This window comes from Streptomyces sp. NRRL WC-3742 (genome assembly GCF_000720635.1).
In the GTDB taxonomy this organism is placed as follows: domain Bacteria; phylum Actinomycetota; class Actinomycetes; order Streptomycetales; family Streptomycetaceae; genus Kitasatospora.
In genome coordinates this window covers 43794-63568 of record NZ_JOCF01000029.1, presented here as the reverse complement: position 1 = coordinate 63568, position 19775 = coordinate 43794, and the positions used below count along the sequence as shown (strand labels likewise).

The window sequence follows — 19775 nt, the reverse complement described above, 5'->3', positions numbered from 1 at the left end:
TCGACTCGGTCCGGCGGCTCAGCCGTTGGCCTGTTCGTTGCGGGCGAGCCAGCGCCGGTAGAAGGCGGTGAAGACGATCAGGATGGACAGCAGGATCACGCCGTACGCGGCGGACTGCGCGTAGTCCCGGGGGATCTGGCCGAAGCCGAGGCGGTAGGCCCAGGTGACGAGCAGCTGGGCGTCGGGGGCGCCGGAGCCGAACAGCAGGAAGATGACGTTGAACTGGTTGAACGTCCAGATCACGCCGAGCAGGACGACGGTGGAGGAGACGGAGCGCAGGCCGGGCAGGGTGACGTGGCGGAAGCGCTGCCAGGGCGTGGCGCCGTCCATCTCGGCGGCCTCGTACAGCTCGGCGGGGATCGACTGCAGGCCGCCGAGCAGGGAGATCATCATGAACGGCACGCCGGCCCAGGTGTTGACCAGGATGGCGGCGGCCTTCTGCGCCCACGGGTCGGTGAGCCAGCCGGGCTCGGGCAGGTGCAGGGCGCCGAGCAGGCCGTTGACGACGCCTCCGTCGGCGAGCATCAGGCGCCAGGAGAAGACGGTGACGAAGGTGGGCACGGCCCAGGGCAGGATGAGCAGCAGCCGGTAGACGGAGCGGCCGCGCAGCTTCTTGTTGAGCAGCAGGGCGAGGCCGAGGCCGAGGGTGTAGTGGAGGAGGACGCAGATCGCCGTCCAGGCGATGGTCCACACGAAGTGGGACCAGAAGCGGTCGTAGGAGCCGGGGCCCCAGAGGATGTCGGCGTAGTTGTGGAAGCCGACGTACTCGTAGCTGGCCGGGATCTCGTTGACGCCGATGGTGCGGGCGATGTTGAGGCTGTTGGCGTCGGTGAGGGTGAGCCAGAGGCCCTCGCCGAGGGGGTAGAGCACCAGGACGCCGAGCACCAGGACGACCGGGGCGGTCATCGCGTAGGCGTACCAGTTCTTGGCGTAGGAGCGCTTGAGGCGTTCCCACGGGCCGGGGCGCTGCTCGCGGTCCCGGCTGCCCTTGCCGGCGGCGCCCTGCACGGCGACTGACATCTTCACACCTTCTCGGGGAGTTCTCGGGGTTGCCGAAGGGCCCGGCCCGCCGTGGTGGTGGCGGACCGGGCTCGGGGGACTACTTGGCGAAGCCCGGCAGGAGCTTGGCGTAGTCGGTGGCGACGGTGTTCAGGGCGTCCTGGGTGCCGGTGCCCTGGGTGGCCTTGCCGAGGTTGTCACCGAGGGAGGAGAACAGCGAGCTGTACTCGGGCAGTTCGGGGCGCGGCTTGGCGCTGGGGAGGATGGCCTGGAAGCCGGCGATGCCCGGGTCGGCCTTGACCTCGGCGGTGAAGGCGTCGGAGCGGGTCGGCAGGGTGGAGTTCTTCTGCGCGATGAACGCCTGGCTCTCCGCGGAGGTCATGAAGGCGGCGAACTTCTCGGCGGCGGCCTTGTGGGCCTTGTCGGCGCCGGCGTAGACGGAGATGTTGTGGCCGCCGGTGGGGGCGCCGGACTTGCCGGCGGAGCCGCCGGGGACGGCGGCGATGCCGAGGTTCTTCTTGTCGGCGAAGGCGGAGCCCTTGTAGACGTTGGTGATCTCCCAGGGGCCCTGGATGATCGCGGCGACCTTGCCGCTGTTGAAGGCGTCCATCATGTGGGCGTAGGCGTCGGTGGTGACGTCGGCCTTGGCGGTGCCGGGCGCGGTGAACATCGTCTTGTACGTCTCGACGGCCTTGACGGCCTCGGGCGAGGTGACGGTGATCTTCTTGCCGGGGGCGTCGACGGTGTCGGTGCCCTCGCCGAACAGGAACGGCATCGCGTAGTAGCCGTCCGCGGCCTTCATCCAGAAGCCGTCGACGCCGGCCTTCTCCTTGACGGCGGCGGCGTCGGTCTTGAGCTCGTCCCAGGTCTTGGGCGCCTCGGTGATGCCGGCCTTGGCGAAGAGGTCCTTGTTGTACATCAGGCCGAGGGTGTCGGTGACCAGCGGGACGCCGTAGAGCTTGCCCTGGTACTTGGCCTGCTGGACGAGGCTGGGCTGGAAGGCGGCGGTGTCGGCGGCCGCCGGGGTGCCGTCGAGCGGCTCGAGGAAGCCGGCCTTGGCGAAGGCGGCGGTCCAGCCGACCTCGGAGCGGAACACGTCCGGAGCGCCCTTGGCCCCCATGGCGGTCTGGAGCTTGTTCTGGGCCTGGTCGAAGGGGACGTTGACGAAGTCGACCTTGACGTTCGGGTTGGCCGCTTCGAACTTCTTGACCAGTTCCTTGTAGTTCGGCGCCTCGTTGGTGGCGTTCGAGGTGTCCCAGTACGTGAGGGTGACCGGCCCGTCGGCCTTGCCGTCGGAGCTGGAGCCGCTGCTGCCACAGGCAGCCATCGAGACCGCGAGGGCCACAACGAGGGCAGAGGCCGCGATGCCACGCCGCATGAGAACTCCTTGGAGGGTGGGGGTGCCCGAGATGGTTCGGAGGCAGGCGCATAATGGGCTGCCTCGTCCGACCGCACCGAAGCTGTCGTCGGGCTCGGGAAGGAAGTTAACAGCGGCGAAAGATCGACGGAAAGTCCTTGCAGCAAGTTTCTGCAAGAAACGGGGATCGTTACAGCCGCGTGTCCTGGACGTTGCCGCACGGTAGTTGACGGCAGGGCGAAGCGCCCCGGTTCGTCCGATTTCCCCCGGCTCCTCGGGCCCGGCCGTGCCACCCTGCGTGGCTGCAAGCCCTGCAAGGGCGCCCGCCCGGCGTCAGCCGAAAGACACGGTCTAGTTGACGCCCAGCCGCAGCACGGTCCTCGAGCGGAACTCCTCCCCCGGCCGCAGCACGGTGGAGGGGAACTCCGGGTGGTGCGGGGAGTCCGGGAAGTGCTGGGTCTCCAGCGCGATCCCGGCGAACGGCCCGTACGCGGTGCCGCTCGCGCCCGTGACGGCGCCCTGGAAGGTGTTCGCCGTGTACACCTGCACGCCCGGCTCGGTGGTCAGCACCTCCAGGGTGCGGCCACTGGCCGGGTCCTCCAGCAGGGCGGCCCGCGCCGGGCTTCCGTCGGCCGGGCGGGGGCGCAGCACCCAGTTGTGGTCGTAGCCGCCGGGCCCGGCCAGCTGCGGGTGGTCCTCGTGCACGGACTTGCCGATCGGGGTGGCGGTGGTGAAGTCGAAGGGCGTGCCGGCCACGGGCTCGATCCGCCCGTAGGGGATCTGCCGCTCGTCGACGGGGGTGTAGGCGTCGGCGTCCAGGGTGAGCAGGTGGCCGAGGACGTCGCCGCGGCCCTCGCCGGCGAGGTTGACGTAGGCGTGGTTGGTGAGGTTGACCACGGTGGGCCTGCTGGTCACGGCGTGGTAGTCGATGGCCAGTTCGGCCCCGGCTCCCGGGGCGTCCGGTGCGTCCGGTGTGCCCGGTGTGCCCGGGGCACTCAGGGCGCTCAGGGTGTAGGTGACGGTGACGTCCATCGCGCCGGGGAAGCCCTGGTCGCCGTCGGGGCTGTGCAGCCGCAGCCGCACCCCGCCGTCGACGGGCTCGGCGCGCCAGATCCGGTTGGCGAAGCCGTCCGGGCCGCCGTGGATCGTGACGCCGCCGCCGGTGGGGGCGAGCGGGTGCTCCTCGCCGTCGATGGTGACGGAGCTGCGGTCGATCCGGTTGGCGTAGCGGCCCACGATCGTGCCGTAGTGCCGGGCGGGGCCGAGGATCTTCGCCAGCTCGTCGGTGGAGAGGAGCAGTTGGGCGCTGTCGCCGGAGCGGTCCGGGGCGGTGAGGGTGTGCAGGGTGGCGCCGAGGGTGAGCACGCTCGCCTCGTACGGGCCGGCGGTGAGCGTCCAGCGTTCGATCGCGGCGCCCGCGCCCGAGGGGGTCAGGGGTTCGTGCCGCACGCTGGTGGCGCTGGTGGCCATGGCCTGCTCCTCCTCGTTCCTCGACGGACGCGTCGCGCCCCGTCCCTGCGGCAGCCTAGCGATCGCGGCGGTCGCGGGGGCGCTTCCGTGCACTCGCGCGCCGCCCGGTCACCACCATCCGCCCTCGCGTGTGGGGGGCGTCAGCCCTGCCCGTCCTCCCGCGTAGGCGGCGTCAGCCCTGCCCGTCCTCGCGGCGGTGCTGCTGGGGCAGGCCCAGTGCCGAGGCGAGGCCGTCCGGCCCGCTGCCCGCCTTGCGGTAGACGGCGGCGAGGCGGCGGTTGACCAGGCTCAGGGAGACGCCCAGCTCGTCGGCGATCCGCTGCGGCGGCACGCCCTGCACCACCAGCTTGGCGACCTCCCACTCCGGGTTGCTGAGCGTCTCCAGGGTCTCGCCGAGGTCGCGCGGCCCGAGCCGGTTGGGCCGCAGGCCGTAGTTGGCCAGCTCGCGCCGGGCCCGGTCGACGAGGCCCTCCGCCGAGCAGTGCTGGGCCAGCTCGATGCCCTGGTACAGGTACTCCTGGGCGTCCTCCAGGCGGCCGACGCGGCGCAGCGCGGCGCCGAGGTCGACCAGCGCGACGGCGTGCTCGTAGCCGGCCGGGGACTGCCCGAGGTGGCCCACCGCCTTCTCCAGCAGGTCGACGGCCGTCTGGCCGTCCTCGATGGCGGCGTGCAGCCGCAGCGCGGTGCCGATCGCCGAGGCGGTGCCGAACTTACGGGCGTCCGCGACGGCCTTCTGGGCGTACGTGCGGGCGCGCTCGGGCTCGTCGTCGGCGATCGCGACGGCGAGGTGCCCGGCCCAGGGCGCCCAGACGGTGTTGCGCCAGCCGCGTACCTCCAGCTGGCCGCCCGCCTCGGTGAGGGCGGCGGCCGCGCCCGCGTAGCGCTCCTTGGCGACGAGCAGCTTGCCGTACAGCGAGGCGGCGTCGGGCAGGACCATCGCGGTGTCGTGGTAGGGCGGGTGGAAGCCGAAGCCTTCCGCCAGCTCCGACGCCTCGGCGATCCGGCCGCGGGCGATGAGGGTGTCCACCAGGACGCCGACGGCGTCCCAGGCCAGTGGCAGGCGCTCGCCGATCCGGTTGGAGATGCGCAGCGCGCGGCGCAGGAAGTCCTCGGCCTCGGCGAGCAGGCCCCGGCGGAAGCGGGCCAGGCCCATGAGGAAGTAGGCGAAGCCGCGGTGGGCGCCGCTCCAGCCGGCGATCTCGAACTGGATGATGGCGTCGGCGGCCAGCCGTTCGGCCTGGGCGATGCGGTCGTTGTAGATGTAGGTGAGGCCGAGCATGGCGGGCAGTTCGAAGCCCCAGGCGGTGTCGGTCCAGCCGAGGCCCTTGGGCAGGCGGCCGCCGTCGAGGACCTCGTCGGCGAGGGCGAGCGCGTCGACGGAGGGTTCGCCGCGCAGGGTGAGGTCCCAGGCGCGCATCGCGAGGACGGCCCGGTCGGAGGCGTCCCGGCCCCTCAGTCCGCGGCACATCTGCTCCAGGCGCTGGGAGCGGCCGGGGCCGTCGGTCTCGGACTTGCGGAAGGCGTGCCACATGAAGGAGGCGGCCAGCAGCCGCTGGCGCCCGGCCGGGTCGCGGGTGACCTCGGCCTCCTGCTGGCAGACCAGGGCGGCCTGGCCGAGTTCGCCGCTGTGGGCGAGCACCTCGGAGAGGCGGAAGGTGGCGTCGACGCGCAGTTCGGGGCGCAGCGGGCCCTCGTCGGGGTCGAGGGCGAGCTTGAGCTGGTTGACGGTGGCGACGGGGTCGGTGAGCAGGGCGGAGCAGCCGAGCTCGTACAGCACCTCGGCCTTGATCTCGTCGGCGGGCGGCTCGTTGAGGGCGCGGTGCAGGCAGCGCTGGGCGGCCTCGGGGGCGCCGATGAGCTGGTGTTCGACGGCGGCGCGGCGCAGTTTCTTGACGATGCGGTCGTCGCCCTCGCCGGAGTGGGTCTCGACGAGGTGGCGGGAGGCGGCGAGCAGGCCGAGTCCGGCGTTCTCGATCTCGGCGGCGGCGATGCCGTGCATGCCCAGGCGGGTGGCGTCGGGCATGGTGTTGTAGATGGAGCTGGCGATCAGCGGGTGGACGAACTCCAGGGTGCCGTTGGGGCTCTGGATGAGGACGCGCTGTTTGCGCAGCTGCTTGATGGCCTCGCGGGCGCCCTCGGTGCTGAGGGTGGAGATGCGGGTGGCGAGGTCGACGCGCACGTCGGTGCCGAGCATGGCGCAGGCCCAGGCGAAGCGCAGGGTGGCGGCGCCGAGGCGGTCGAGCCAGGACTTGAGGGTCATCCCGGTGGCGTCGACGGCGAGTTCGCGCAGTTGGCGGGAGTTCTCCTCGACGGGTTCGAGGTCCTGGTCGCGGACCTGGTCGAGGAGGGCGACGACCTCGTAGGGGTTGCCGTTGACGACGTTCCAGAACTCGTAGCAGAAGGCGTCCTCGGCCTTGTCGCCGAGTTCGGAGCGGATCATGTCGGTGACGGAGCCGAGGTTGAGGCGGTTGAGCTCGTGCTTGCGCCCGCGCAGGCCCGTGACCTCGCGGCGCAGCTGCTGGGTCTCGCCGGGCCAGTCGTTCTCGTCCTCGCGGAAGGCGAAGACGAGCAGGACGGGCAGTTCGCCGGAGCGGACGGCGAACTTGGTGAGCCAGGCGAGGGATTCGGCGTCGGCCCAGTGCAGGTCGTCGACGATCATCACCATGGGGGCGCGGCGCGGGGCGAGCTGGGTGATGACGTAGTCGAGGCCGTCGCGCACGCCCTGGGGGTCGAGGCGGCGGGCGCCGGCCTTGGGCTGCTTGAGGCCCATGGCCGGTCCGACGACCTCCTCCCAGGTGCCCATGACCTGGCGGAACTCGTCGTCCGCGAGGGTGGTCAGGACGGGCTGGAGGAGCTGGCGCAGGACGTGGTAGGGCTCCTTGAACTGGCGCTCGCCGCCGCGGGCGAACAGCACGGTGGCGCCCTCGTGGAGCCTGGCGATGCGTCGGACCTCGTGCAGCAGGCTGGTCTTGCCGATGCCGGGGCGTCCGGTGAAGGCGAGCAGGTCGCCGATCTCGGTGCCGCCGGCGGCGAATTCACGGCAGAGCCGGTCCACGGCGGCGTCCACGGAGCGCAGTTCGGAGTCGCGGTCGCGGAGCCTGACGCGTGGCGCGGTGGCGTCGCCCCCTTGGCCGGGAGCGGTCCCCGTCCGGAGTTCGTTGTCCTGCTCGGTCACCGTCGCGCCTCCGCCTCGCCCGTTCGCCTCACAGTTCCATCACTGCTCGTGCAGCAGAGGTTAGCGCTGCGTACGGTCCGCCGTGGGGCATTCGCGCAGGCTGGGACGGACGGGGAGGGTTCGAACGGCTTGCCAGGGGCATTTGCCCTATATCCCTAACGTCCGATCATTGCATCCGATACCCTGCGGCCCACGAGGTGCGGATGATCTTGTACACCCACCCTCCCCCGAAGGCGCCCGCACCGTCAACTCCCCCACCCTCAGTGCCCGAACACCCACCACCCCCACCATCCGCCGCACCGGGAGTCCGATGTCTGACGACACCTCACTTCAGATTCCGTTCCCGTACCGCCGCAGCCTGCACGGTCCCTACGCCGCAGGGCTGCACCGGGACTGGCTGACCCGCCACCCCCTGCTCCCCGACGCCGACCACCCCGGCTACGCCCATTGGGAGGTCGTCGACCTGGCCGCGCTCGGCTACCCCGACGCCGGCCCGGACGACATCGCGCTGGGAGCCGACCTCATGGGCTTCTACTTCCTCTTCGACGACCAGTTCGACGGCCCGCTCGGCAGACGCCCCAGCGAGGTCGCACCGATCTGCGAACGGCTCATCGCCATCCTGCACGGCGCCACGCCCGAGCAGTCCTCCGCCGCCGAGACCGCCTTCGCCGACCTGTGGAGCCGCAGCGTCCAGGGCATGTCCGCCCGCTGGCAGGCCCGCGCCGCCTACAACTGGGAGTGGTACTTCGCCAGCCACCCCGCCGAGGCCGCCGGCCGCATCTCCAACCGCCCGCCGGACAGGGACGGTTACCTGGTGCTGCGCCGGGGCACCGCCGCGATGGAGACGGTCTTCGACATGGTCGAGCGCCTCGGCCGCTTCGAGGTCCCCGCCGCCGTGCTGCACCACCCCGTCCTGCGCCAGCTGCGCCAACTGGCCGCCGACATACCCTCGCTGAGCAACGACGTGCGCTCCTTCCCGCTGGAGGCCCCGCGCGGCGACGTGTACAACCTCGTGATGATCGTCCAGCGCGAGCGCCACTGCTCGGCCGAGGAGGCGTGCGCGCTGGTCCTGGAGGAGGCCCAGCTGATGATCGGGCGCTGCGGCTCGCTGCACGAGTCCCTGCCCGACGTCTACACCGAGTTGGGCCTCTCGCGGATCGAGCGCGCCGTCGCCCAGCGGTACGCGGACGGACTGATCACCTGGCTCGCCGGCTACCTCAGCTGGGAGGCCCGCACCGGCCGCTACCAGGCCGCCTGAGGCCCCCCGGGGACGGCCCGAACGCGCACCGTCCGTACGGAGGAGAGGTACGGACCGTAGCCGCGCGGGCGCCCGGCGGCTATCGTGCTCGACGGTGGACGCCCCCACGGGGTGCCCGACCCGCACGCGTGTCCAAGGGCTCGCCGCACGAGCCCGTACCCTCCCGCCGGACCGCCCCACCGGGCGCGGTCCGGCGCGCCGCCGGGCCCTCGCGGCCACCGGCGGCGCCCGACGTCGCGAGGAGACACCAGAGCATGACGGTCTACCAGCCCCCCGGCGCGCCCGACAGCATCGTCGCCTACCGCCCCCGCTACGAGCACTGGATCGGCGGCGAGTGGCGCCCGCCCGTGCGCGGCGAGTACTTCGGCGACCCGACGCCCGTCACCGGCGAGGTCTTCACCGAGGTCGCCCGCGGCACCGCCGAGGACATCGAGGCCGCCCTCGACGCCGCCCACGCCGCCGCCCCCGCCTGGGGCCGCACCCCCGCCGCCGAGCGGGCCCAGGTGCTGCTGCGCGTCGCCGACCGGATCGAGGCCAACCTCGAGCAACTGGCCGTCGCGGAGAGCTGGGAGAACGGCAAGCCGGTGCGCGAGACGCTGGCCGCCGACCTGCCGCTGGCCGTCGACCACCTGCGCTACTTCGCCGGCGCGCTGCGCGCCCAGGAGGGCGGCCTGTCCCAGCTGGACGAGGACACCGTCGCCTACCACTTCCACGAGCCGCTGGGCGTGGTCGGCCAGATCATCCCGTGGAACTTCCCGATCCTGATGGCGATCTGGAAGCTCGCCCCCGCCCTCGCGGCCGGCAACGCGGTGGTGCTCAAGCCCGCCGAGCAGACCCCCGCCTCCGTGCTGCTGCTCGCCGAGCTGACCGCCGACCTGCTGCCGCCCGGCGTGGTCAACATCGTCACCGGCTTCGGCGAGGAGGCCGGCGCCCCGCTGGCCGCAAGCCCCCGGGTGCGCAAGCTCGCCTTCACCGGCGAGACCTCCACCGGGCGCCTCATCGCCCGCGCCGCCGCCGAGAACCTGATCCCGGCCACCCTGGAGCTGGGCGGCAAGAGCCCCAACCTGTTCTTCGCCGACGTGGCCGCCGAGGACGACGCCTTCTACGCCAAGTCCGTCGAGGGCTTCGCGATGTTCGCCCTCAACCAGGGCGAGGTCTGCACCTGCCCGAGCCGGGCGCTGATCGAAACCCCCGTCTACGAGCGGCTGCTGGGCGACGGCCTCGCCAAGGTGCGCTCCCTGCGCCAGGGCAACCCGCTGGACACCGACACCCAGATCGGCGCCCAGGTCAGCGTGGAGCAGCTGAAGAAGATCCTCTCCTACTTCGAGATCGGGCAGGCCGAGGGCGCCAAGGTGCTGGCGGGCGGCGAGCGCGCCGACCTCGGCGGCGCGCTGGCGGGCGGGTACTACGTGACGCCGACCGTCTTCGAAGGTGTCAACAGCATGCGGGTCTTCCAGGAGGAGATCTTCGGCCCGGTCGTCTCCGTCACCCGCTTCGACGGCTTCGAGGAGGGCGTCGCGCTGGCCAACGACACCCAGTACGGGCTCGGCGCGGGCGTGTGGACGCGGGACGTCAACGCCGCCCACCGGGCCGGGCGGGCCATCCAGGCCGGCCGGGTGTGGACGAACTGCTACCACGCCTACCCGGCCCACGCGGCCTTCGGCGGCTACAAGAACTCCGGCATCGGCCGCGAGACCCACAAGGCGCTGCTGGAGCACTACCAGCAGACCAAGAACCTGCTGGTGAGCTACTCCGCGGACCCGACGGGCCTGTTCTAGGCGCCGCATGACGTGAGTGGAGCGGGAGACCTGTCTGGTCTCCCGCTCCATCGCCACTCCCCGCGGCGGGCTCGTCGGGCGAATCGCCCGCTTTCGGGATCAAAGCACAGGAATCGGGCAGGCGCTCAGATGTGCCGCCGACGCGCCGCCGGCCCGCCCTACCGGTCGAGCCCGAGACAGGAGCGGACGGCGCGGATCAGGCTGCGCGAGCGCAGGTCCCCGGTGACGCCCGGTTGCATGCCGTTGGTGACGTAGCCGAAGCCCACCCCCAGGTCCGGGTCGGCGAAGCCCAGCGAACCGCCGCTGCCCGGGTGGCCGAAGGCCGCCGGGGAGGTCATCGGTGCGGTCGGGCCGTGGCGCCAGAAGCCCAGCCCGAACGTGGAGTTGACGATCAGCACCCGGTCCGGTCCGCTGACCACCGGCCCGAGCGCGCGCTTGAGCACCTCGTCCCCGAGCAGCGGCGCCGCCGAGCCGTCCGCGCCGATCAGCGCCGCGTAGAAGCGGGCGAGCGAGCGAGCCGTGCCGATGCCTCCCGCGCCGGGGATCTCGGCGGCCTGCACCGCCGGGTCGTTGAGGTCCACCCGGGCGCGCACCGAGGCGAAGGAGCGGGCCGTCAGCGAGGCCGGGTCCCGGTAGGCGTCCCGGACGCTCTGCTTGGGGCGCAGCCGCAGCCCGGTCGGCCCCGTCCGGGCCGCCTCGGGGGCGGGCAGGTCGACCAGCCGGCCGACCCTCGGCGCCGCCTCGGCCGGGAGCCCGATCCACAGGTCCAGCCCGAGCGGGCGGGCGATCTCCTCGGCGAAGTACTGCCCGAGGGTGCGGCCGCTCACCCGGCGCACCACCTCGCCGACCAGCCAGCCGAAGGTGTACGGGTGGTAGCCGTGCGCGGTGCCGGGCTCCCAGGCGGGCGCCTGCGCGGCGACGGCGGCCGCCGCGGGCTCCCAGGTCAGCACGTCCTCCAGGCGCAGCGGCACGTCCAGCGCCGGCACCCCGGCCTGGTGCGAGAGCAGGTGGCTCACCGTGGTCGCGCCCTTGCCCGCGGCCGCGTACTCGGGCCAGTACCTGGTGACGGGCGCGTCCAGGTCCAGCTTCCCGCGCTCGGCGAGCAGCAGGGCGGCGGTGGCCGTCAGTCCCTTCGTGACGGAACGCAGCACCTGGGCGGTGTCCGCCGTCCACGGCGCCGAGGGCGCGGGCCGGCTGCCGACCTCGGGCCGGGCGTCGCCGCCCCACAGGTCGACCACCTTGCGGCCGTGCACGTAGAGCGCGAAGGCGGCGCCGAGCTCGCCGTACGCGGCGAAGTTGCGCGCGAACGCCTCCCGTACGGGCTCGAAGCCCTCGGCCGTGTCACCCCAGATCTGCACCACCGCGCGCCGCCCTACCCTCGGATTCCGCCATGACATCCCGCTCTTCGTATCTTCATACTGATCGGGCCCCCGAAACCCTAACGTGTCCCCCATGAGCAACCCTTCCGAAGAAGTGCTGGACGTCGTCGACGAGCAGGACCGGGTCCTCGGCACCTCCCCGCGCGGGGAGGTGTACCGGCTGGGCCTGACCCACCGGTGCGTCTTCGTCCTCGTCCGCGACCCCGCCGGCCGGATCTTCGTCCACCGCCGCACCGACACCAAGCTGTTCGCCCCCGGCGCCTACGACATGTTCGTCGGCGGCGTGGTCGGCACCGGGGAGACGTACGCCGAGGCGTCCGTGCGCGAGGCCGAGGAGGAGCTGGGGGTGAGCGGCATCGCGCCGAGGCACCTGTTCAAGTTCCTGTACCGGGAGGAGAAGCTCTCCTGGTGGTGCGACATGTACGAGGCCGAGTGGGACGGCCCCGTCCACCCGCAGGAGTCCGAGGTGGCCTGGCACACCTGGCTCACGCCGGAGGAGCTGGACGGCCTCCTCGCCCGGGAGACCTTCGTGCCCGACGGCCTGGAGGCGTACCGGCGCTACCTGGAGCTCCGGGCCGCCTGAGGGGCGCCCCTCAGGCGAGCGGCTGGGAAGCGCCTGCGACGGCGGGTTCGAACGCGCGGCCTTATAGGGTGGCGCGCATGGCCTCCCGTACGCCGTCGACGACGGCCGACCGCGCCGACCGGACCGCCGACCGGCCGCGCCGGCGCCTCAGCGTGGACGAGCGGCGCGAGCAGCTGATCGCCGTCGCGCTGGAGCTGTTCAGCAGGAGGGCGCCCGAGGAGGTGTCGATCGACGACATCGCCGCCGCCGCGGGCGCCTCCCGGCCGCTGGTCTACCACTACTTCCCCGGCAAGCAGGCCCTGTACGAGGAGTCCCTGCGCCGGGCCGGGCGGGAGCTCTCCGCGCGGTTCGAGGAGCCGATGGAAGGGCCGCTGTCGGAGCGGCTGTACCGGGTCATGGGCCGCTACCTGGACTTCGTGCAGAGCCACGGGCCCGGCTTCGCGGCGCTGCTGCGCGGCGGCTCGGTCGCGGCCAGCCCCGGCACCTCGGCGGTCATCGACGAGGTCCGCCGGGCCGCGCACGACCAGATCCTCACCCACCTGGCGATCCCCGCGCCGAGCCCCGGCCTGCGGCTGACCGTCCGGGCCTGGATCGCCAACGCCGAGATCACCTCGCTGGAGTGGCTGGGCGAGCGGTCGCTGCCGCTGGAGGAACTGCAGCTGCACCTGGTGCAGGAGTTCGTCGCCTCCCTCACCCTCACCGCCGCCCGGGAGCCCGCGCTCGCCGCCGAACTGGCCGGCTTCTTCGCCGACGAGCGCCCCGACGGGCCCACCGGACGGCTGGTGCGCGACCTCGCCGCGCTCCTCGCCGTCCCCGGCATCGTCGAGGCCGTCACGGCCCTCGCCACCGCCGAACCCGGTGCCGATGGCGCTGCCGACACCGCTGCCGACGGCGAACCGTCCACCCAGGCCACGACCGGCTCCGCCTGACCCCCGCATGATCCACCATCGGGTGATCCACCGGTTCTGCCGGAGCAGCGCGCTCTGATAGGAATGGGCGGGGATCGGACGACGGGCCGCATCCCACTCGAACGACCGAACCACCGACGGCACGGAGCAGAGCGGGGGGCTCACCAGGTGACCCAGGACGTCCAGTTCAGTGCGGAGGCCAACCCCTTCGCCGCGGCCGAGCAGGTCTGCGCGACCCTCGGCACGCTCACCGACGCCCTCTTCGACGAACACGCCTCCCGCCACCCGGCGGCCTCGTTGAGCGCCCCGCGCACGGCGCAACACCCCGACGCCGAGGCCCTGTTCGGGCTGCCACTGGCACCCAACGGCCCGGTGCACACCGCCCTGCACGGGCTCGGCACGGTCGTCACCGCCGGCACCGCCCGCCCGGGCACCGGTGCCCGGCTCGCCGACCGGGTGACCACCGCCCTGCACACCCGCTACGGCGGCGGAGCCGTCCGCGGTGCCATCGCCGACCGGGGCACCACCTCGGCCGCGCTGTTCCACCTGCCCGTCAACGGCGAGTACGCGGACGCCAAGCTGCGCCCGCCCTTCGCCCCCGCGCTGGCAGCGCTGGCGGCCGGTCAGCAGACCCGCCAGCCGGTCGAACTGCCCACCGGCGCGGGCACCGAGGTCCGCCTCGTCGTCCCGCCCGGCTTCCACCCGCTGACCTCCCCCGGCGGCCCCGCCGGGGTCACCGCCCGTACGGTGCCCGCGCAGCCCGCCGACGCGGACGGCACCGACCCGGCCACCCTCGCGGCCGCCGCGGAGCTGACGGGCCATCTGGCCGAGGTCACCGAGGAGTTGTTCAGCGCCGCCGGCCGCGAGCAGCGCCGCGACTTCGCCGTGATCTGCGCCACCCTCACCGACGTGCTGCAGGACTCCGGCACGGTGTACGCGGGCGTCTGCGCCCTGGAGTCCGAGGGCCGCCGCACGGACGCGGCGCTCGTCGTCTCCCTCGCCCGGCACCCGCTGCCGATCACCGAACTCGCCACCGAACTGGCCACCGTACGGCGGCACGCGGAGGTGTGGACGGTGCTGCTGCCCGCCGGACCGGCCGCCGTCCTGGTCGAGGGGCGGACCGTCCCGGTGCCCGGACCGCTGGCCGGGGACGGGCAGCGGCGCTGGGTGGTCACCTCCGCCGTCCAGGCGTTCGTGCCGCTGCCGGACGGCGGGACGGTGCTGTGCGTGCAGCTGTCGACGGCGCAGCCGGAGGACTGGGACCTGTACACGGAGGCGTTCGCGGAGCTGCTGAAGAGCGTTCAGTTCGGCTGGGACGGGGTGCCGGTGGCGGGGGCGGTCGCCGTGGCACCGGTTCCGGTTCCGGTCGAGGCTCCGGTGGAGGTGCCCGTGCCGGCCGGGGAGCCCGAAGAGCTGCCGGTCCACCTGCGCGGCACCCCGGTGCGCGTCCCGCCCGTGGACTTCAACCCCTTCGCGCCGATCGCCGAGGAGGGGAAGGCCGCGGAGACGGCTGCGGACGCGACCGAGGAGACGGCCGAGGAGGCCGCCGAGCGGGATCCCGCGCTCAGGGGCACCCCGGTGATGATCCCTCCGCCGGACTTCAACCCCTTCGCCCCCGAGAGCCTGCCGACCGCCACCACCGCAGCCGCTCCGGCGGCCGTGGCGGCGACCTCCGCGCCGGACCCGTTCGGCACGACGGTGGCGGCCGAGCAGAAGCCCGACCCGTTCGGCACGAGGATCGCCGCCGACGGCCCGGCCGTCCCGCCACCGCCCTCCACCCCGCCGCTCGTCCCGGCCCAGGCCGAACCCGTCGCACAGGCTTCCGAGGACGCGCCGCCGCGCAAGGGCACCCCGGTGATGATCCCTCCGCCGGACTTCAACCCGTTCTCCCCGGAGAGCATGCCTGCCAAGTCCACCGCGGCCCCGGAGCCCGAGGAGGCGCCCGAGGCCGACCAGGAACCGGAGCACCGCCCGTTCGGCTGAGCCCGGGCGCGCGAACACATCACAGCGAACAGATGACGGCTGACAGATTTCATCATCTGTCAGCCGTCATCTGTTCGCTGAACCATGTTCAGTGAATTCTGTTCGCCGAATTCTGTCCGCCGACTTCCGTCAGCCCTCCGCCCCACCCCGGCGCTCGACCAACGCCCCGATCCCGTCCAGCATCCGCACCAGCCCGAATTCGAACAGCGCGTTCAGGCTCATGTCGATCTCCGGCCCCCGGTGGAGCGACTCGAACATCGGGAACCGCTCCGCGTCCGACATCAGCTCGGTGTGGTCCGCGCCGCCGTGCTGGCCGTCCATCCACTCGTCCGCCGACATCCCGCTGTCCTGCTCCGCCTGCACCTCGCGCTCGAAGTGGACGGCCAGCCCACAGGCGAAGGCCGCCAGGGTGACGGCCGCATGGGCCATCTCCTCCCCGCTCAGCCCCAGCCCCGCCAGCACGGCCAACGACCGCTCGGTGTGCAGCGCCGCGTCCGCCACCAGCACCGGCCGGGTGAAGGACATCGTGGACGCCAGCCACGGGTGTCGCCGGTAGATCGCCCACTGGAGCCGGGCGACCGCCTCCAGGCCCTCCCGCCACTGCCCGGGCGGCGGCGGGGCGGGCAGCGGCTGCTCGGCGAAGCAGACGCCCGTCATCAGCCTCAACAGCTCGTCCTTGCCGGGCACATGGCGGTAGAGCGACATCGTCGGCACGTCCAGCTCGGTCGCGATCCGGCGCATCGACAGCGCCGCCAGCCCCTCGGTGTCCGCCAGCCGGAGCGCCGCCAGGACGATCCGCTCGGACCCGAGCTCCCCGTCCCCTCCCCCGCGCCGCGCACCGGCTTCGGCCTTCACGGCGGCGGCCGGAGCCGGCTTCCGCTTCGGCGTCGCTGCGCCGGGCCGTCGGGCCTGCCCGGCCACCACCGTCCCGACCCCGGGTACGGCCCGGACCAGCCCCTCCTCCCGCAGCCGGTTGAGGACCTTGGTCGCGGTGGCCATCGCCACGCCCCACTCCTGGGTGATCCGCCGCGTGGACGGCACCCGTGCCCCCGGCGCCAGCTCCCCCGCGGCGATCCGCCGTCGCAGCTCGGCCGCGATCCTCTCCGAGGGCGATCCCGACGATCCCGATGAACCCGCCGATCCCGCCGAGCCCGACTCCGTCACCTCAACTCCCCGCCCTCACGGCCGAGTCGGCCCTCAGCCCGCCCGCCGCGCCAGGTGCACCACGTCCGGCACACCCCGGCTCACCGGGATCTCGTGCGTCACCACGTCCGAGAACCCGGCCGCCCGCAGCGCCTCCTCGAACGCCGAGGACGGCTGCGCGCTCCACACCGCCAGCACCCCGCCCGCCCGCAGCCGGTGCCAGAGCACGGCGAGCCCGTCCGCCCCGTAGAGCCCGTCGTTGGACTCGGTGACCGTCCAGTCAGGCCCGTTGTCGATGTCCAGGCACAGCGCGTCGTAGCGCTCTCCGTCGGCGGCCGCCAGGTACTCCAGCAGGTCGGTGTGCAGCACCTCGACCCGCGTGTCCTCCAGCGCGCCCGCGGAGAAGGCGCCGAGCGGCCCCCCGCGGTGCCAGTCGATGATCGCCGTCTCGCGCTCGACGACGGCGATGCGCCCCCACCGCGGCTCGGCGGCCGCGTACGCGAGCGAGAAGCCGACGCCCAGCCCCCCGATCAGCACCGACGGGCCCCCGGCGGAGGCGGAAGCAGAGGCGGAGACCGCACCGGTGCGGTCCAGCTCGTCCAGCGCCGCCTGGATCAGCAGCCGCTCGGAGCGCCCGTCCGCCGTGTCCATCAGGAAGCAGCCGTTGGCGATGATCTCGAAGTCCTGCCCGCGCTGCCGCAACACCACCTCGCCGTACGGTCCCTCCCGCCGGTCGAGCGTGACGACGGCCGCGTGGCCGTCCCGTTCGGGCAGTGCGGTGCTCATCCGTTTTCCTCGACGAACTCGGGTGCAGGGCCGTCCCGACCGGACGGATCACGCACGCGGACCCCGCCCGACACCGGGTACCCGCCCGACAATAGCGGAGCCCGGCCGAGGAGCACGCCGCCCCGGCTACCAGGCCCTGTCCGGGCCTAGGTGGTGAGCAGCACCCCCGCGTACGAGACGCCCGCGACGACCACCCAGGAGCCGAGCCCCAGCAGCGCGATCCGCCCGCCGGTGCGGGCCATGGTCGGCAGGTGCACGGCGCTGCCGAGCCCGAAGAGCGCGGCGGCCAGCAGCAGTTCCTGCGCGTCCCCGGCCAGCCCGAGCGCCCGCTCGGGCAGCACCCCGGTGGTCCGCAGCACGATCATCGCCAGGAACCCGGCCACGAACAGCGGCAGGATCGGCGGCTGGCCGCCCTTGGCCTCCCCCTCCTCCCCCGCCTCCCGGGAGCCCCGCGCCCGCACGCCCCGCCGCACCGCCACGGCCACGCCCGCGACCAGCGGCGCCAGCAGCACCACCCGCATCAGCTTGACGAGCACCGCCTCCCGCAGCGCCCCGGCCCCGCCGGTCTGCGCGGTGGCGACCACCTGCCCCACGTCGTGCACGCTCGCGCCGACCCAGCGCCCGAACTCCGTCTCCCCGAGCCCCAGCGGGTGCTGGAGCAGCGGCAGCACGGCGATCGCCAGCGTCCCGCAGAGGGTGACGAGCGCGACGGACGCGGCGACGTCCTCCTCGTCGCTGCCCGCCGCCTGGCTGACCGCGCCGATCGCCGAGGCCCCGCAGATCGAGTACCCGGTGGCGACGAGCAGCGGTTGGTCCCCGGGCAGCCCGAGGCGCCGCCCGAGCCAGAGGGTGCCCGCGAAGGTGGCCGCGACGACGGCGAGCACCATGGCGACGGTCGTCCAGCCGAGGCCCAGGACGTCCCCGAGGCTGAGCTTGAGCCCGAGCAGCACGATCCCGATCCGCATCAGCCGCTTGCCGGCCGTGGACAGCCCGGGCCGCGCCACCCCCTTGACGACCGGGCGCAGCCCGGGCAGGTGCGCGGCCGCCATGCCGAGCACGACGGCGGCGGTGAGCTTGGGCACCGCGGGTACCGCGGCGTGGACGCCGAGCGCGGCGGCGACCCCGAGCGCGGCGAGCAGCAGGCCGGGCGCGTCCCCGCGCATCGGCGGCAGGAACCGGGCCCGGGCGCGGGTGCGCGCGAGGCGCCGGGTGGGTGCGGCCAGTGCTTGTCCGGGCGCCACGCCGCTCCTCACCGGCCCTGGTCGGCGGGCAGCCGGTAGACCCGCCGGATGCTGGTGCCGAGCCGGGAGACGTCGGCGCCGTACACGTGGATGGAGATGGCGGTGGTGGTGCAGGCGTTGCGGACCAGGTGGATGTCCCCGGGCGGGGCGAAGGCCGCGACCGTCCCGGTGGGGCCGGCCACGTGCTCGGTCTCGACGAGCCGGGCGGTGCGGCCGTCGGAGACCAGCCGGTAGCGGGTCTCGCTCTCCTGGCCGCGGTGGACGCCGGCCACGCACCAGGAGACGTGGTCGTGGATCGGGGTCTGCTGCCCGGGCAGCCACACCAGGGCGACGACGGAGAAGCTGCCGTCCTCCTCGGCGTGCAGGACGTGCTGGCGGTAGCGCTGCGGGTCGCCCTCGCACTGGGCGGGGGTGAGCAGCGCGCCGGGCCCGTCCGCCTCGGCGCGCAGGTGGGGGGCGAGGCGTTCGCCGACGAGGTACGCGGTGAGTTCCGGTGGCAGGCCCCGGTCCACCACGGCACGGATCTCGCCGATGAGCGCGGTCATCCGCTCGGTCGTCTGCTCGGTCATCCGCTCGGTGAGCCGGTCGCTGCCGGCGATCGCTGAGGGTGTCATGCGAGCAGGTTCGGCCTGGCCGACCTATCACGTCCAAGGAGGGTTTCTAAGCCGAACCCCCATCGCCGCTTATGGGTCGCGGCGAGGCTTCAGCACCCGACCCGGCTGGCCGCCGCCCGCCGCAGGTGGTCCAGCACCAGGGCGGTGGCGGGGATGCGCCGGTGCTCGCGCAGCACGTACGCGCTCACCTGCCGCCGCAGGTGCGGCTCGACGGCCCGCCCGGTGACCTTGCGGTGGCACATGAAGGAGAGCACCAGCGCGGGCATCAGCGCGATGCCGACCCCGGCGGCGACCAGGCTCTGCACGGCGAGGTTGTCGTCGGTGGAGAAGACGATGTCGGGCGCGAAGCCCTCCTCCGCGCAGACGTGCAGCAGGTTGGCCCGGCAGCGCGGGCAGCCGGCGATCCACCGCTCGCCGTCGAGGTCCGCCAGCCGTACGGCGTGCCGTCGCCCCAGCGGGTGCCCGACGGGGAGCAGCACGGTGAGCAGGTCCTCCATCAGCGGGATCTCGTCCAGGCCCTCGGGCACCTCGCCGGGCGCCCCGGCGTAGCGGAAGGCGAGGGCGATGTCGCACTCCCCGCGCAGCAGCCGCTGGACGGAGTCGGGCGGCTCGGCCTCCAGGAGTTCGACGCGCACCCCGGGGTGCTCGGAGAGGAGGCGGGCCATGGCCTCGGGTATGAGGGTGGCGTTGGCGCTGGGGAAGGCGCAGACCCGCACCCGCCCGGCGCGCAGCCGGGCGAGGGCGGCGAGCTGCTGCTGGGCGGCGGAGAGGCTGCCGAGGATGACCTCGGCGTGCCGGGAGAGGGCCTCGCCGGCCTCCGTGAGCCGCAGTCCGCGTCCGGCGCGGGTGAACAGCGGTACGCCGACGGTACGTTCGAGGGCCTTCATCTGCTGGGTGATGGCGGGCTGGGTGTAGCCGAGTTCCCGGGCGGCGGCCGAGTACGAGCCGGCGCGGACCACCTCGTGGAACGTCCTGATGTGCCGCGAGTCGAACACCGGCTCCATGGCCCCTCCGCCCGGTCGTCCACGGCCGGTCCCCGCGACCGGCCGGCCCGGGCAATCATAAGAGGAATTTGGAGGTGGCCGCCCCGACCCCACCCGC

Annotated in this window: 15 protein-coding genes; 5 read left to right on the top strand and 10 right to left on the bottom strand. The window is 73.5% G+C overall.

The window, feature by feature from the left end:
- Positions 1 to 18: 18 nt before the first annotated feature.
- The 4 genes from IH61_RS0117650 to IH61_RS0117635 form a co-directional block, all read right to left on the bottom strand.
- Positions 19 to 1020 (bottom strand): carbohydrate ABC transporter permease, encoded by a 1002-nt coding sequence (locus IH61_RS0117650; RefSeq protein WP_031070756.1) that lies wholly within the window; start codon positions 1018 to 1020, stop codon positions 19 to 21.
- 79 nt (positions 1021 to 1099) lie between these two features.
- Positions 1100 to 2377 carry an extracellular solute-binding protein gene (locus IH61_RS0117645; RefSeq protein WP_031070754.1) on the bottom strand — a complete coding sequence of 426 codons (1278 nt, stop codon included), beginning with the start codon at positions 2375 to 2377 and terminating at the stop codon, positions 1100 to 1102.
- Positions 2378 to 2707: 330 nt separating this feature from the next.
- Positions 2708 to 3826, bottom strand: a complete 1119-nt coding sequence (locus tag IH61_RS0117640; protein WP_078911185.1) for an aldose epimerase family protein — start codon at positions 3824 to 3826, stop codon at positions 2708 to 2710.
- A 172-nt stretch (positions 3827 to 3998) separates the two neighbouring features.
- Positions 3999 to 7001 carry an ATP-binding protein gene (locus IH61_RS0117635; RefSeq protein WP_051837302.1) on the bottom strand — a complete coding sequence of 1001 codons (3003 nt, stop codon included), beginning with the start codon at positions 6999 to 7001 and terminating at the stop codon, positions 3999 to 4001.
- Positions 7002 to 7311: 310 nt separating this feature from the next.
- On the opposite strand from IH61_RS0117635, the gene IH61_RS0117630 reads away from it, so the two are divergent.
- Entirely contained in the window at positions 7312 to 8259 is a 948-nt protein-coding gene (locus IH61_RS0117630) for a terpene synthase family protein (protein WP_051837300.1), read from the top strand.
- 254 nt (positions 8260 to 8513) lie between these two features.
- Positions 8514 to 10037: an aldehyde dehydrogenase family protein gene (locus IH61_RS0117625; protein WP_031070745.1), complete on the top strand. Its 1524-nt coding sequence runs from the start codon at positions 8514 to 8516 to the stop codon at positions 10035 to 10037.
- A 158-nt stretch (positions 10038 to 10195) separates the two neighbouring features.
- On the opposite strand, the gene IH61_RS0117620 is transcribed toward IH61_RS0117625, so the two are convergent.
- Entirely contained in the window at positions 10196 to 11398 is a 1203-nt protein-coding gene (locus tag IH61_RS0117620; protein WP_031070743.1) for a serine hydrolase domain-containing protein, read from the bottom strand.
- A gap of 91 nt (positions 11399 to 11489) precedes the next feature.
- Here IH61_RS0117620 and IH61_RS0117615 point away from each other — a divergent pair, with 91 nt between their 5' ends.
- The 3 genes from IH61_RS0117615 to IH61_RS42935 all read left to right on the top strand — a co-directional run bounded on the left by IH61_RS0117615 (position 11490) and on the right by IH61_RS42935 (position 14890).
- Positions 11490 to 11999, top strand: coding sequence for an NUDIX hydrolase (locus IH61_RS0117615; RefSeq protein ID WP_031070741.1), 510 nt, complete (start codon positions 11490 to 11492; stop codon positions 11997 to 11999).
- 77 nt (positions 12000 to 12076) lie between these two features.
- Positions 12077 to 12928 (top strand): TetR/AcrR family transcriptional regulator, encoded by an 852-nt coding sequence (locus tag IH61_RS0117610; protein ID WP_078911181.1) that lies wholly within the window; start codon positions 12077 to 12079, stop codon positions 12926 to 12928.
- Positions 12929 to 13075: 147 nt separating this feature from the next.
- Positions 13076 to 14890: a hypothetical protein gene (locus IH61_RS42935; protein ID WP_031070736.1), complete on the top strand. Its 1815-nt coding sequence runs from the start codon at positions 13076 to 13078 to the stop codon at positions 14888 to 14890.
- A gap of 129 nt (positions 14891 to 15019) precedes the next feature.
- Here the strand turns inward: IH61_RS42935 and IH61_RS0117600 are convergent, their stop codons facing one another.
- The 5 genes from IH61_RS0117600 to IH61_RS0117580 form a co-directional block, all read right to left on the bottom strand.
- On the bottom strand, positions 15020 to 16054 hold the full coding sequence (locus IH61_RS0117600; RefSeq protein WP_078911180.1) for a TetR/AcrR family transcriptional regulator C-terminal domain-containing protein: 1035 nt from the start codon (positions 16052 to 16054) through the stop codon (positions 15020 to 15022).
- Between the two features lie 33 nt (positions 16055 to 16087).
- Complete coding sequence (locus IH61_RS0117595; RefSeq protein WP_031070732.1) at positions 16088 to 16819, bottom strand: spermidine synthase; 732 nt, start codon at positions 16817 to 16819, stop codon at positions 16088 to 16090.
- A 146-nt stretch (positions 16820 to 16965) separates the two neighbouring features.
- Positions 16966 to 17982, bottom strand: coding sequence for a YeiH family protein (locus tag IH61_RS0117590; protein WP_037972949.1), 1017 nt, complete (start codon positions 17980 to 17982; stop codon positions 16966 to 16968).
- A gap of 86 nt (positions 17983 to 18068) precedes the next feature.
- Complete coding sequence (locus IH61_RS0117585; protein WP_078911179.1) at positions 18069 to 18674, bottom strand: cysteine dioxygenase family protein; 606 nt, start codon at positions 18672 to 18674, stop codon at positions 18069 to 18071.
- Between the two features lie 89 nt (positions 18675 to 18763).
- On the bottom strand, positions 18764 to 19669 hold the full coding sequence (locus tag IH61_RS0117580; protein WP_031070727.1) for a LysR family transcriptional regulator: 906 nt from the start codon (positions 19667 to 19669) through the stop codon (positions 18764 to 18766).
- Between the last annotated feature and the right edge of the window lie 106 nt (positions 19670 to 19775).